Genomic DNA, 14907 nt, shown 5'->3' on the forward strand with positions numbered 1-14907 from the left:
AAACCAAAAAAAGAACAACACTTCGAACATGAAAAAGTTAATTTTATCTTTAGCTTTGGTGGGCATTGCTGCGACAGTTGCCTTTGGCCAGAAAAAGGTGGTTAAATCCGCCGAAAAGAACCTGAGAAAAGGCGAAATAGAAGCCGCATATTCGGATATCAAAACCGCCATCACGGACGAAGAAACCGGGAGCGAATCCGAGACCTATTTTATCAAAGGCAAAATCGAAACCCAGATGTTTGAAGCCGATTCTTCCAATACCCAGGAAACAGTGGCATTGGGTAGAGAGGCCGAGTCCAGTTTCATGAAAACTTTTGAAATGGAAAATATGGATTCCACGAGCAGCGTGAGTAAGGACCTGTTCAAAGAGGTGGTGCCGGATATGCCGGCTAACTTCCAGGGAGAGGGTGTGTATCGCTTGAAAAATGCCTCGTTTAACAAGGCTATTGAGAAGTACGAAGAGGACGACATGGAACTCTCGTACGAATTCTTCTCGCTAGCAGCCGACCTGGATCCCAAGGATACCTCCATTGTATTCAATGCGGGCTATACGGCCAATATGATTGGAAATACCGAGGGATCCAAAAGGTATTTCACGCATTTGCTTGATATTGAGGAATACAACAAATTGAATGCGTATTATTTTCTTATCCAAATTGCCAGTGCAGAAGAAAACAACCCGGAAGAGGCCTACCGATTGGCCAAGGAAGCCAGGGAACTGTATCCAGAGGATAAGGGGTTAGCAGAATTCGAGATTCAGTTGTTGCTTCAATTGGACAAAATGGACGAAGCCATGGCTTCCATTGAAGAGGCTCTAAAAACCGATCCGGACAATGCCGCCATCCGCTTGCGATACGGGTATTTGAAGGAAAAATCGGGCGACATGGAAGGTGCACTTGAGGAGTACAAGCGCACCGTCGAGGCAGATGCCGAGTTTTTTGAAGGAAACTATTATGCAGGAGCTATTTACCTGGATAAAGCCAGAAATATCATTACCGAGGTGAATAACCTTTCGGATGATGAATGGGAAGAAAAATCAGACACCATGCTTGCCGAAGCAGACAGCTTGTACGAGGAAGCGTTGCCGTACTTTACCAAAGCTTCTGAATTGCAACCAGACAATACCGACATCATGGAAATATTGTTCCAGATGCACACGCGTTTGAAAAACGAAGCAAAAGCAGAGGAATACAATCAGAAGCTTTCCGACAAACTCGGCGCCGATTGGTTGGAACGATAATCGTTCATTGCTTTAAATTGTAAAGGGCTTGTCCACGTACCGTTGGACAAGCCTTTTTTTGTGCGTTTTTATTTTTCGCAGGTTTCTCACGTAGGCTGTATGATTGCGGTCGGTCGCTCAAATAGGCTTTCCAGCGGTAGCACCTGACGCGTCGTTTCTGATGCCTACCTGATTGCCAGGTGGGCTTTCAGTTCACAAGGGAACTGCTTGCTGTCGATTCCCTCGTAAAATCAGTGCACGTGACGGTCTATTTCCAGCCTTCCGGAAACACAAGTATGCTGAAGTTCCAAATCCAGGGAAGGTAAAACAATATTAGCATTAAGATGAAGGCGATGGAGAGCAAATTCAAAAAGAAGCCGGTACGCATCATAACGGGGATGGTCAGGTAGCCTGAGCCAAATACCACGGCGTTGGGAGGGGTTGCCACAGGCAGCATAAAGGCACAGGAAGCAGCCATGGTGGCACCGATCATCAGTCCATAGGGATGCACGCCCATGGCCAGCGCCACCGCCGCTAAAATGGGTAAAAGCATGGATGCGGTGGCCACGTTTGAGGTGATTTCCGTGAGGAAATTGACCGCAGCAATGATCAAAAGTAAAAACAACCAGAATGGGAAGTTTTGTAGCTGGATAAACTGCTCGCCGATCCAGTTGGCCAGGCCCGTCTCCTGAAAGCCTTCGGCGAGGGCCAGACCGCCTCCAAAGAGGATCAAAATACCCCAGGGGATTTTTTCAGCCACTTTCCAGTCCAGCAATTGTTCCTTTTTCTCGTTACCGGCCGGAATAACAAATAGCAGCAAAACACCGGTCAGGGCAATAATGGTGTCCGTCAATGCAGGTACAAATTGCTGCAACAAAAAGCTGCGGCTGATCCAGGAGAAACTGACCCCAATGAACACCCAAAGGACGCGCTTCTCCTGCCTGCTGATGGGACCAAGTTCTGCCAATTGTCGCTTGATTTCTTCTTTTCCTCCGCGTAATTTCAGCGTGTTGGGAAAGTGAAAAGCCCAATTTACCAGGTAGTACCAGCAAATTAGCAGCAGGCCCAATGCGATGGGAAAGCCGATGAGCATCCATTCCCCAAAACTAATTTCTATGCCGTACGTGCTTTTTACCACCCCCACCAAAATCACATTGGTAGGTGTGCCGATGATGGTGGCCAATCCCCCAATGGAGGCACTGTAAGCAATGCCAAGCATCAGCGATTGTCCGAGTGTTTGTTGAACCGCTTCGTTGGACTGACTGACCTGCATCACCACAGCTATCGCAATGGGCAGCATCATCAGCGAGGTGGCCGTATTGGAAATCCACATGGATAAAAAAGCTGTGGCCACCATAAATCCCAATATGATTTTTTTTAAGTCCGTGCCTAAAAAAGAAATGATCTGCAGGGCAATGCGCTTGTGTAGGTTCCATTTCTCAATGCTCACGGCGATCATAAAGCCCCCCATATAAAGCAGGACCATGGGATCTGAATACGGAATGGAGGTAGCCTTGATGCCCATGACGCCGGTGAGGGGGAAAATAACCAGGGGTAGTAGCGCCGTGGCAGCGATGGGAATGGCTTCCGTGATCCACCAAATGGCAATCCAAAATGTAATGGCCAGCAAGGAGGTGCCTGATTCGGACAGCCCTTCCGGAGAGGCAAAGAAATAGGTACCCAAAAAGGCGATAGGACCGAGGATTAAGCCGATTTTCTTAGTTTGCATAGCATGGATTAAAGCTTAAGATTAGGTATAAAATGCCCAAATTCAAAAAGAAATGTGGCAGGATTTTGCCGGTAACCTAAATTTCACACCGCCTCAACGCCCATCTATGGAGTCCACAGGACAGTACAGGATAGAATTTCCTATTTCGTGTACTTTATTTAAGATAAATTGGAAATTTATGTTAATATTGGTTCAAACAAAGCCCGACTACAAATTAAACAGATACTGATGATCAAACGAAATTTAGATCGATTCAAACGAACAGTCACTCTCGTATGGGTGCTGGCAATTGCCTTTTTTGCTTTTCAATGTGGACCCGAGGGGCCGAAATTAGCCCTCAATAAGGGAGACCACATCATCCTTGTGGGGAACAACCTGGGTTCCCGCATGATGAATTACGGGTACTTTGAGACGGAAATGCACGTGCGGTATCCCGACTCCCTACTCTATATCCGCAACATGAGTGATGCAGGCGATACACCAGGTTTCCGACCCCATTCCGGCCGGGTTTCGCCTTGGGCTTTTCCCGGAGCAGAGGAGTTTCAGGATGAACTGGCCACGCCTTCTGGTAGCGAAGGGCATTTGGAATCCCCGGACGAATGGATCAAACGCCACGAAGCGGACATCATCGTCGGCTTTTTTGGGTACAACGAGTCCTTTCAGGGACAGGAGGGCTTGGACCGGTACAAGCAGGAGCTCGAAGCCTTTATCAACCATACCAAGAACACTATTTACAATGGAGAGGCGGCGCCTCAATTGGCGCTGGTATCGCCGATCGCTTTTGAAAACCTGAGCGCGGACTACGACCTGCCCAATGGAGAAGCGGAAAACCGCAACCTGAAGCTATACACCGAAGCCATGCAGGAAGTGGCTGCGGCCAATCAGGTGCTCTTTGTAAATGCATTTGATCCTTCTGCTTCCTGGTACGCCGATTCAGAGGAATACCTGACCATCGATGGCTTTCAACTCACCGAAGACGGATACAAAAAATTCAGTAAATTCCTTACCGATAAATTGTTTGGTACCGACAAGCCGGTAGCCGAAGACAGACGGGAAGCCATCCGTGGGGCGGTTTTGGAAAAAAACTGGATGTGGCACAACGATTACAAAATACCGAACGGGGTACACGTGTTTGGCAGGAGGTACAATCCTTTCGGACCGGATAATTATCCCTACGAACTGAAAAAAATCCGCCAAATGACGGATAACCGGGATCAGGCCATTTGGAAGGTGAGTCAGGGGGAATCGTTTGACCTGGCAGCTGCGGATGCGAATACCATCGAGCTTCCTGCAGTGGAAACCAACTACAACCCGGAGAAAAACGGGGATTTGGAATACCTGTACGGGGAAGACGCTTTGGAAAAATTTGAGGTGGCCGAGGGCTATAAGGTCGAGCTATTCGCTTCCGAATCGGAGTTTCCCGACCTGGCCAATCCGGTACAAATGACCTTTGATACGAAAGGCAGGCTATGGGTGGCCGTGATGCCTAGTTACCCACATTACAAACCCGGAGACCCCAAGCCCAACGACAAGATCCTTATCCTGGAAGATACCAATAACGACGGGAAAGCGGACAAGCAAATTGTCTTTGCAGACAGCCTGCACCTGCCCATCGGGATGGAAATCGCCGAGGAAGGGGTCTATTTGTCGCAGGGTACCAACCTTATCATTCTCCGGGATAAGGACGGAGACGATTATGCCGAAGAGCGCGAAATCCTTCTCAGTGGCTTTGACGACCACGATACCCACCACAATATTTCTGCCTTTGTGGCTGATCCATCCGGGGCCATCTACATGGGTGAAGGCGTGTTTTTACATACCAACGTGGAAACCCCTTACGGACCGGTTCGAGCGACCAATGGTGGATTTTATCGATACAATCCCGCCCGCAGGCGCCTGGAGAGAACCGCTCAACTGCCCATTCCCAACCCCTGGGGTATCGCTTTTGACGACTGGGGGCAAAACTTCTTTGCAGAGACCTCCGGACCCGACGTACGGTGGATGATGCCAGGGTCCATCAAGCCCCGTTACGGTGAGGGTACCCACAAAGGTCCCAACCTGATTGAAGACGCGCACCGCGTACGGCCTACCTCGGGTCTGGAGTTTGTCTCCAGCCGGCATTTTCCAGAGGAAGTCCAGGGAGACTTGTTGATCAATAATACCATCGGGTTTCTGGGAATGAAAATGCACAAAATGATGGAAGACGGTACGGGCTACGATAGCGAGCACCGGGTAGACCTGATACGAAGCGACGATCGGAATTTCCGACCCGTGGACATGGAATTTGCGCCAGATGGTTCGCTCTACTTCGTGGACTGGCACAACATATTGGTCGGTCACATGCAACACAATGCCCGAGACCCGCTGCGGGATCACGTGCACGGACGGATTTACCGAATCACCTATCCTTCCCGACCCTTGGTTACGCCTCCGCAAATAGCCGATGCGCCGATTGAAACCTTGCTGGACAACCTCAAATTGCCAGAATTCAGGGCCAGGTACCGCACCCGTGCCGAATTGCGTGGCCGGGACAAAGGAGAGGTACTGGAAAAAATGCAGCAATGGATTAGCGCGCTGGATGCGAACGATCCCCGGTACGAACACCATCTGCTGGAAGCGCTGTGGGTAAGCTGGGGCTTGAATCAAGTGGATCAGGATTTGATGAAAACACTTTTTGCTTCTGATGACCACAGGGTAAGGGCCGCTGTTGCACGAATTCTTCGCTATACCGGGCATCAGGTACCCGATCAGGTAGAGATGCTGAAAACGGCGGCGGCCGATCCCCACGGAAGGGTGCGACTGGAAGCCATCGTAGCGGCATCCTGGCTGGACAAGGAAGACGGATTGGCCATCCTGGAAGTGGCAGACGAGCATCCCAAGGATATATGGATGCAACGTCCGTTTGAAACGGCTTTGGCCCACCTAAACGATATGTCGGTGAAAAACATGGTCGTAAATCCGGATGGCAGCATCGTCTTTCAGGAAGCTGCTCAGGAAGAGAAAGCTTCCAACAGCCGCCTGAAGGGAGAGGACCTGACGCTATTCCAAATGGGTAAAGCCATTTACAGCCGGGAAGGGTTTTGTATCACCTGCCATCAACCCGACGGCAAAGGATTGAGTGCTTCCGGGTTTCCACCGCTAGCGGGCACCAAATGGGTAAATGGCAGCGAGGAACGCCTGGTAAAAATCATCCTCAACGGCTTGATGGGCCCCATTGAAGTACTGGGTAAGGAATATCCCGGTCAGGTGCCCATGACCCCTTATGCCGGTATGCTAAACGATAAGGAAGTAGCCGCTGTGGCCACGTACGTTCGAAATAGCTTCGGTAACGAATCTTCCCCTATCAAACCGGAAAAGGTTGCCGAAATTAGGGAAGCTAGCAAGGCAAAACAGGGTTTTTATTCACCTGCCGAATTGCTGCAGGAACATCCCATGGAAGCGGGAGAATAGTAACACAAACGAGAAAGAAGCAGGCTGCTCAGGGATTGGGGCTGCCTGCTTTTTTTTATCCGTTTTATTCAAACTGCTCGAAAAAATCCCCCTTTCCCCCTTAAAAAGGGGGAATTAGTTACGGTTGGCTTTCTAATCACTTTTTGCCATTGCGAACAGGTTGAACAAAAAAACACTACATAAGTCCGCCGTAGGAAAGGCTCACCGGCACGGTGTATTCCCCAAGTTGCACCTGGTGTTTTTCGATCTTTTCTACCCGGTTTTTATTGACTATAAAGGAACGATGGGTGCGGACAAAATGGAAGGGAAGTAACTTTTCCAGCTCTTTAAAGGTCATGCGGGTGATGATCTTTTCCCCCTCCAGGTACAAGGTCACGTAGTTACCGGTGGCTTCACAAAACAGCAGGTCTGCAAAATGGAGCTTGATTTGGCCCTCGGAGGTTTTGATAAATACATGTCCGTTTGCTGCTGCTGGCTGCAGTTCCTTCCAGTCGCGAGCTTTTTGACAGGCTTGCAGGAAACGGCTCAATGAAAAAGGTTTGAGCAGGTAGTCCAGGGCATTGAGCTCGAAGCCCTTGACTGCATACTCCGAATAGGCCGTGGTAAAAACCACCATGGTTTCGGCTTGCAACATGCCCGCCAGGTCGATTCCGGAAATATCCGGCATGTTGATGTCCAAAAAAATCAGGTCAACGGGCTGGGTTTTGTGGTAGTCAAAGCCCGTGATCGCATCCGAGAAAACTGCCTCTAGCTCCAGAAAGGGCACTTTTTCCGCATGGGATTTAATGACTTCCAGTGCCATGTTTTCGTCGTCTATTGCGATAGCTGTGAGCATATCAGTTGGATTTCAATTTGTGCAGTACCAACACGGAACCTTCATTTTCAAAATGACTGATTACTTCCTCCGGATAGTTTTCTGGCTGAGTATCTGACCCGAATGAAATGGGTTCGATCAATGTGACCACTTCCCCGGTGGGAGTAATCGCTGTGGGAAGGATCAACGAAGGAAAATGAACGTCGGAAAAGTCAATTTTATCAACATGTAATTTATCGGTTTTTAAATGAATAGCAAATGTCCAGAAATCATTTTTCGTACTAACAATCACGCCCAAAATCAGATTATTGGTAAACTTAACGGGTAATCGAAGGTATTGGTGATTTAGCCCTTTTTCTTTCAATTCATCCGCACGTGTCATATCATTGACAACATGCTCAGGCAATTTACCGTCTCCAAAGTCTATTAAAATTTGTTTTTCTAGTTTTCCCGTCTCCGAAAAAAGTCGGATGGTATCGTCCGGAGGTCTATTGTATGCGATGTGTCCAGAAGTTTCTGACAATAGTCCTGCATGGTAATATACATTAGTATTCCCTCCGATCGCGCTGTAGCCAAAATACAAACTGTCTAACGTAAAAGAAGTATCAAAACTACCAACTTTGGGATAATTCGCAATGGCATCATTTTGATTGTCATTGTTAATGGCGAATAGCCAGCCAGTCTCGGTTTCTATAAAACCTCCTGCATTCACAGAAATGGAAATAGTCTCGACCCAGTTTCCTTCTGGAGAATAAACAAGGATTCTATTTTCAAGTGCATCTAAAATCAATACTTCACCGTTTTTCCTTACCTGGAAATCTTCAATGCCAGTTAGTTGATACGGCCCCTCGCCAAAATCACCAATTTTACGGAGAAAGGTTCCATGTGCATCAAAGACCAATACTCCGGAGTTATTGATATGATCAAAAAGGTAAAACTGATCATTGATCGCTACTAACTTATCCACTCGCTTAAACAAAGCCTCTTCTTCTATGCTCAAAAGAACGTAACGTTGATTCTCAACGAAATCCTTTATGTCTAACGGTAACGCATCCTCGAATGAATAGGTCTGTACAGGGGATAGGTCGGCTCTATTCGTTTGATTTTGACAGGAAACTCCGCCGATCAGCCAGCAGAAAAAGTAGAGAAATTGGCGTTGATGCATCATTTCGGCTTAGTCTATTTGGACAGAGAAATGGACAAAATGTTCCGTATCGTTCGCTACTATTGCCAGGTCATGCCTGTCCGGATACAGGACCTGCAATCGCTTGCGGACATTGTCCAATCCGATACCGGATTCATCGGAGGGGTCTTTCAGGGCTTTGGGCGGATGTAGTGAATTGACCACGTCCAGGTGCACCGATCCGGCCAGGCAGCGCAAGTTAATCTTGATCCAGGATTTGTTTTTTGTGCTGATGCCGTGTTTGAAGGCATTTTCTACGAAAGGGATTAGCAGCATGGGGGCAATGGTTCCTTCACAGTGTTCTTCGTTCAATTTAATGCTAATTTCCAAATTATCCTCCTTTTTAAAGCGCAGCATCTGCAGGTCCAGGTAGTTGCGCAGGTACTCGATTTCCCGCCGAAGGGGGATTTTGTCCAGTTGGTTTTCATGCAGCATAAAGCGCATCATATCTCCCAGTTTTTGGATGCCATCGGAGGTCTTTTCGGCATTTTCCATCAAAGCCGCCCCATAAAGCGTATTCAAAGCATTGAACAAAAAATGGGGATTGATCTGGGACTTGAGGAAACGGAGGTCGGCCGATCCGCGGTCCACCTGATGGCTAAGGGTTGCTATTTTTCCTTTCATCCCAAAGTACTTTTCAAAAGCCAGGTCGGAGAGGGGCAGTACGACCAACTGGATGACCAATCCGGTGCCCAAACCAAGAAAAACTAGAACCGCTTCCCGTCCCATGAGCCCTGCAAAAAGCATAAAGCCGGGGAAAATCAGCATCAGGAGAATATTGAACCAAAGGGCGGCGCGGTGTTTTCCCTGTAAGCGCATTCTGTAGATCAAAAAGAAATTGTATAACACGACCAGAATGGAGGCTGGAAGAAAAAGCGCCAGGATCACCGATATATCCCGAGAAACCAGAAAGTCGAATTTAAATAGAAAAAGAACCACAAAGAAGAATATGCTACTCAACCTGAGCAGGTTATACGTCAGATAGTCATTCATTTTTGGAGGTAAAAAAACTTCCTTTAGCAGCAGTACCCAAACCAGGTAGCCTCCATACAAGGCCATGGCGGTGAAGAAATACGGGGTAAATGGCGTCTGGGTAATTCCCGCCCCCATGGAAAAAAGGGTAACGAGGACGTAGGAAAGGCAGAGCGTGAGCAGGCTATACCCGATAAAGGGACGTTCTTTTTTTGTGCGCAGGTACCGGGGAATCAGGACCCGGTGCATCAGGTAAAAAACAAAAAACAGGATCAGCGGAATGAAAAACCGGGCAAAGTACCCCCCGGGGGCAACCTGGTACTGCATGTTTCCGGTACTCAAAAGATTGAACAATACCAAGATCAGGAAAACAAAGGTAACGGCCCACCATTCTATTTCCGAAAATGCTAACGGTTTGTTTTTCATTTCGTTTTCCATTTAAAAATATACATGTATTCCAAAAACCCTCAACTCAGCGTGAGTTGGGATGATTTGCCTGGCCTCACCACATGCGTCACAGGTCAAATAGATATTGTATATCAACCCGGCAAGGATTAGCGCAATATAGGTTCTCTTGGTAGTTTTGCTCATGGTAATTGGTAAAGTTATCGGATTTGGTCATTTCTTTCTGGCAAGTATCCGGAAGCATTGTTCCTAACACAAGAATAAACTACGCGGAAATTTCAATCAAATTTAAGTGACGAAATGGTGGAAAGCAGGGATGGAATTTAAGGGGTTAACTATTTATGGTAGGTAACAGGCCTGAAGGGCCTGAACAATAATGACCCTGGGTGTTAGCCCAGGGCTGGCAAAGTCCTTAAAAATTCCCAACCCCGGGAGGGGTTGAACAGCAACTAATTTAGGGAGTCACCTTTAAGGTTTCCGGGTACTCGTCGATGATGGTACCGTTTTCATTAATCATTAAAAAATGCTGGTGCGGCCCCTGAAGGGTAATAATTATGGCCGAGTTTTCCTCGGCGGATTTCCGTAGGTACCAGACTTCTTCAGGGGTTTTAGGCGTCTTTTTCTCCACTCCCCAGGAGCCATCGCCCAGGTAAACAATGCCATTGGGATGGATGGAATTGTTTCTTATCGGATAGCTGCGCTTATAGGTATGGTCGTCATTTTCGAGGGCTACCCGAACATCATACTCCTCGAAGAGTGGAATCCAGTTATCAAGTACTTCCTCTGACCAGAATTGAACTCGCTTTCCTCCAGGCTCCACCCGGCCTGAGGGATAGGCTGGTTTGTGGTAGACCGGAATCAGGTGCGGCCGATCCTGCCGGTCCTGAAGTGTTTTCTTAAGCCAGTCCGTCTGGCTTCCACTAATCAGATTGCTGTGGGAGCTGTCCAGGATGATCAGGCTGAGGTAATTACCGATATCCAGTACTCCGTAGCCAGGCTGGCCAGGAAAAGCGAATAGCGGATAGAAAAATGGTCCTTTGGCCAGCCGCATGGCATCGGTGGGTTCCGCCATTTTACCCGCTTTTACCGTTGCGATAAAAGCCGGCATGCCCATAACCGCATCGATCACACGCTCGGAGGCCGGGTAATGGTGATTGATGACATCGTGGTTGCCCAGGCCTACAATGACCGGAACGACACGTCCTTCTTCGGAGATAAGGGTCTCCCGGATCCCATCAAACCATTGGTACCAGAGGTCCACGTTCTCCTTGTTTCCATTGGCATAGGCCAGGTCTCCGCCCCAGACGATAAAATCCGGATCGTAATGCATCACGGCGCGGTTCATTTGGCGGAATAGCTCCCCATGGGAAGTATCCCCACCCGCAGCAAAGCGTAGCGGACGGTCATTCCTGGCCGGCAGCGTGCGAAAAGAGTAGACCCGCTGGAACTCCCCTACACGAAATTCATAGTTCGAATCGGGTTTCAGGTCGGTCAGTTCGATGCGGTGAACCTGCCGATCCGAATGGGGGAAAGGAAAGGATTGAGCCCCTGCGGTCTGCCATTCGCTTGTGCCTTTAGAGCGATAGGTAAGCGTTTCCAGTGCTTCGCTCTCCGGAAGCGTATGCCAGTCGATGCTAATGGTCGTAGTAGGGTCATGCTGCCAGGTAAGCAGGATGGCAGCAGGTTCGGTTTGCGCCAGCGCAGCGGCACACAGGCAAAGGAACAACAGTTGACCGGTAAAAAAGCGTAACCAAAGGCTGGGGGTAAAACGGGATGGCATGGGTTTAACGAATTTATTAGATTTATTGGTAAATATACCGGAAACGGAAAAAAGTGCCTATTCCCAACGGGGTAAATTCTTTTACCCGGGTTCATTTCGGATTTCTAGTGTATTCATCTCTTTGTTTTTATACGTTTAGTACTGTAATCTATTTCGTTATTGCTTAACCAATGTACTTGTTAGTTGAAATGCAATAGGATAGGGGAGCTGGGGCTGTTGGTGGAGCTACCGGTAAACAGATAAGCGGTACACAAGGAAAAGGGGCTAGACGGATTTCCACCAATAAAGGTGGTGCGAGGGGCTTATACGCCAAACATCAGCTTGCTATACCATTTGAACCGGTAGAAGCCAGCCCATTTCCACATTTTCGGAAAGTCTTTCTTCTCAATGGCCTCCAGGGCCAGTAAACGATAATAATCCACCACAGGTCGGTATAAGAAGGGATAGATAAAGGCAAATAGTAAAAAAGAAATCGATCCCGGTGTACCGGCTTCTACCCAAAACCAAATAAAAATCAACGCAGGTCCGTCGGCAATCAAGTGATACATCCAGACATTCTTAACGTACTTTTTCATTTTCTTTGATTGTTTTGGTAATTTAAACAACCCGGTACAGTCAGACAAGCGATAAAGGAATTTTAGTGTAAAAAGACTTTATACACACCCTGGGGAGGTGTTAATTGTAGAGGTTATAGGTCCAGGCGTATCAATAGAGAATACCGATTGGTTAATGCGGTATCCGGAACAAAAAGGAGGGACCGGAAGTGTACCAGTATTCAATGCAGGTTTCATTAGTAAGGGATGGCGTGGGATCATCAGTATTTAACATAATATAAATTATATAACAATTGGAGAGATTTGCGTTCAGAAGCGGTAGCGGATGATTAACATAAGATCAGTTATAATAGGTAGTCTTATAACGGCAGATCTTATGTTAAAGCAAATCACAAAGTATCATTTAGATAGTCCACCTAGAAGTTGAATCCAAATTCCACCCGTTAGTTACCAAGTCTATAATCAAACTTTCTAAAATCCACCACCTTGAGCAAATCCTGGATACCCGGGAACCTGGGATTAACCAATAGATTGTGTTCTTCCGGATAAAAAGATAAGTGCAACCTGGCGGATGGAACCCTTAAAAATGGAAAACTATTTTCTACCAGCCACAGTTTGCCAAAATCTTGTGTTGCTTTGTTAGGTGGCAGCATGTCCCAGTTCTGTGGCAGACTTTCTTTGTCAAGGGTACCAATCAGTTCACTGTCAAGGATTTCATAAATAACCACATACCAGGTATCAAGAGCAGTAGAAGTACCCTTGATACACAGGTATTCCAAAGCCGCCAGAGCTGCCGAACTACCGGCATAAATCATAGGATAAGCTTTGGGATTCCACCTTCCCCCTGACAAAGAACTACTAAAAGGTTCCCGGTGGTATTTTTCCGACATCCTGCGGTAATAGGTCAACACGCCTACATGACATTTCCGAAGTGAAGGGCATCTATGGCTTCATGCGCCAGGTCTATCCCCGTCATGGATACCAATAGGTCGCTGGGTTTGACTTGACCCAAAGCCATATTTGGTGTATTCAGCCAGGATTTTAAGCTGGATTCCCGACCAAAAATCTCCATTCCCTTTTTGATCACTTCGTCTATTTTAAAAAACTGGTAAGAACCAGGTATGCCGATTTTACTGTCAGCAGACCACCTGGAAACAGTGCTTTGGGAAACTGCGGCCGCCTTGGCCAAATCAACCATTTTAAGATCCAAAAAATCAATTATCGGGGAAATCTCAGCATAGGTCAATTTATTCTCAAGCTTTCTAGCCACCTCTGCCAAACTCCTGGCACCTTTAAAATCCTTTAAGAAATAACCATATCCGTTCTTAACCACATAACTGACTTGCTGGTCTCCCTTATTGACCACAAAAGTTTCAGAAATGCCATAAGGCTTTTCATAATCACCAATATAGGATAGGTCTTCCGACTTAAAGGCTTTGTATTTTTTACTTTTTTTCATTTGACATACCATCGTATATCATTTGAAGGATTAATACAATCTTTTTACTATATTTTACTTTGTGTATTGTTTTTCAATTACTTAACACCTCCCCACTCCTTCTATTCTCCGACTCATCCACCCAGTAAATGTACCAAAGCCTGGCATCTGAAGGAATAGTGACTTTACCTTTGGCTTTATCGAGAGGGATCAGTTGCCAATCCCTTTCCGGACTCCGTTTGTCATCTGCTGTGTATGCCAGGTAAACTTCTTTGGGCACAGGAGCAATCGAATACCTGACCTGACTCCCCTTTTGTTTCAATTTAATTGAACTATTGAAATCGTTTTTATCTTCTAGTATGGTACTGATAAAGCGGTAAATTTCCCCGGGTTCTGCTCCGTGCAAATGGCTGTGTTTCAGTTCGGGTATCATGGCATACTGCGCATTATGGGCCAGATTAGCTGTTTTCTGCCAGTTTTCAACGAAATAGGCAAAATCATTGGTGCCGTTGATAAACAGCATGGGCACCCTTGCATGGGCCACATAACGGGAAGGATCCCAAAGTTCCACCCAGCGCTGGGTGGCATCTGCTCCCAAGGAATCAAACTGATTGTCCCAGGCACTTCCTTCGTGAAGGTAGCCAGCCCCATACACAGGTACGGCCGCATTGAACCGCTGGTCTACTCCTGCTACCAGATTGGTAAGGTACCCGCCCCAGCTGATACCTGTTATCGCTGTCTTATCCGGGTTTATCTCTGGAAAGGACCGAATCAGGGAGTGCGCCCGGATGATATTGGACACGGAATGGAATTGCCATTGGGAGGTAATGGCTTCGTCCAGCCGGAAAAACTTGTGCACGTCGTCCTGCCGGGGGCCTCCGGCTGCGAGCCGAGTGCTTTTTGAACCCCAGGGGTTGTCCTGCTGCTCCGTGGGTAAAGGCTGATTACCACTCAGGTCCATGGCAATGGCGGCGTACCCTCTTTCGGCCCATTCCTGCGCCCATATCCGAAAGGCCGTCCCTCCCCCACCGTGAACCAGCACGATTCCGGGAAACTCCCCGCTTCCCGGTTTTTTTTCACCCAATGTAGCCGGGCTGGCGTAGTACGCAAATACTTCCGTTACTTTCCCTTCATATTCCTCACCGGTATAGATCAGCGACCAGACCGAGTCGGTCCGATTTACCCATTCAAAATCGGGGGCGGTTGCCAAGGTCGTTAGATCCCAGGGAATTCGCCCTTCCAGATCCGGAGGGAGAGCAAGTCCGGTTTGGGCAACCACCAGTCCCCGCAAAAAAAGCAGCGCTAAGCCGACTAAAATCGTGTTTTTCATGCGACTTCTGATCTATCGGTAAATCGTTCATAC

General features: G+C 47.6%; 11 protein-coding genes. 2 read left to right on the forward strand and 9 right to left on the reverse strand.

Annotated elements, in window-relative coordinates; translation table 11 throughout:
- Positions 1-28 precede the first annotated feature (28 nt).
- Positions 29-1240 (forward strand): tetratricopeptide repeat protein, encoded by a 1212-nt coding sequence (locus tag GCU44_RS10635; protein WP_154856376.1) that lies wholly within the window; start codon positions 29-31, stop codon positions 1238-1240.
- A 247-nt stretch (positions 1241-1487) separates the two neighbouring features.
- Here the strand turns inward: GCU44_RS10635 and GCU44_RS10640 are convergent, their stop codons facing one another.
- Complete coding sequence (locus GCU44_RS10640; protein ID WP_154856377.1) at positions 1488-2948, reverse strand: SLC13 family permease; 1461 nt, start codon at positions 2946-2948, stop codon at positions 1488-1490.
- Positions 2949-3176: 228 nt separating this feature from the next.
- On the opposite strand from GCU44_RS10640, the gene GCU44_RS10645 reads away from it, so the two are divergent.
- Positions 3177-6398 (forward strand): PVC-type heme-binding CxxCH protein, encoded by a 3222-nt coding sequence (locus GCU44_RS10645; protein ID WP_154856378.1) that lies wholly within the window; start codon positions 3177-3179, stop codon positions 6396-6398.
- A gap of 175 nt (positions 6399-6573) precedes the next feature.
- On the opposite strand, the gene GCU44_RS10650 is transcribed toward GCU44_RS10645, so the two are convergent.
- The 8 genes from GCU44_RS10650 to GCU44_RS10690 all read right to left on the reverse strand — a co-directional run bounded on the left by GCU44_RS10650 (position 6574) and on the right by GCU44_RS10690 (position 14874).
- Positions 6574-7233 (reverse strand): LytR/AlgR family response regulator transcription factor, encoded by a 660-nt coding sequence (locus GCU44_RS10650; RefSeq protein WP_154856379.1) that lies wholly within the window; start codon positions 7231-7233, stop codon positions 6574-6576.
- Between the two features lies 1 nt (position 7234).
- Positions 7235-8380, reverse strand: coding sequence for a 6-bladed beta-propeller (locus GCU44_RS10655; protein WP_154856380.1), 1146 nt, complete (start codon positions 8378-8380; stop codon positions 7235-7237).
- A 6-nt stretch (positions 8381-8386) separates the two neighbouring features.
- A complete protein-coding gene (locus tag GCU44_RS10660) occupies positions 8387-9793 on the reverse strand; it encodes a sensor histidine kinase (RefSeq protein ID WP_154856381.1) in 1407 nt (468 codons plus the stop codon).
- A 433-nt stretch (positions 9794-10226) separates the two neighbouring features.
- Entirely contained in the window at positions 10227-11552 is a 1326-nt protein-coding gene (locus GCU44_RS10665; RefSeq protein WP_154856382.1) for a purple acid phosphatase family protein, read from the reverse strand.
- Positions 11553-11854: 302 nt separating this feature from the next.
- Positions 11855-12127: a hypothetical protein gene (locus tag GCU44_RS10670; protein ID WP_154856383.1), complete on the reverse strand. Its 273-nt coding sequence runs from the start codon at positions 12125-12127 to the stop codon at positions 11855-11857.
- A 422-nt stretch (positions 12128-12549) separates the two neighbouring features.
- On the reverse strand, positions 12550-12996 hold the full coding sequence (locus GCU44_RS10680; protein WP_154856384.1) for an RES family NAD+ phosphorylase: 447 nt from the start codon (positions 12994-12996) through the stop codon (positions 12550-12552).
- A gap of 23 nt (positions 12997-13019) precedes the next feature.
- Complete coding sequence (locus tag GCU44_RS10685; protein ID WP_154856385.1) at positions 13020-13565, reverse strand: antitoxin Xre/MbcA/ParS toxin-binding domain-containing protein; 546 nt, start codon at positions 13563-13565, stop codon at positions 13020-13022.
- Positions 13566-13638: 73 nt separating this feature from the next.
- A complete protein-coding gene (locus tag GCU44_RS10690) occupies positions 13639-14874 on the reverse strand; it encodes an alpha/beta hydrolase family protein (RefSeq protein WP_154856386.1) in 1236 nt (411 codons plus the stop codon).
- Positions 14875-14907: the final 33 nt, after the last annotated feature.

Origin of the sequence: Cyclobacterium xiamenense, from assembly GCF_009467825.1 — a bacterium.
In the GTDB taxonomy this organism is placed as follows: domain Bacteria; phylum Bacteroidota; class Bacteroidia; order Cytophagales; family Cyclobacteriaceae; genus Cyclobacterium; species Cyclobacterium xiamenense.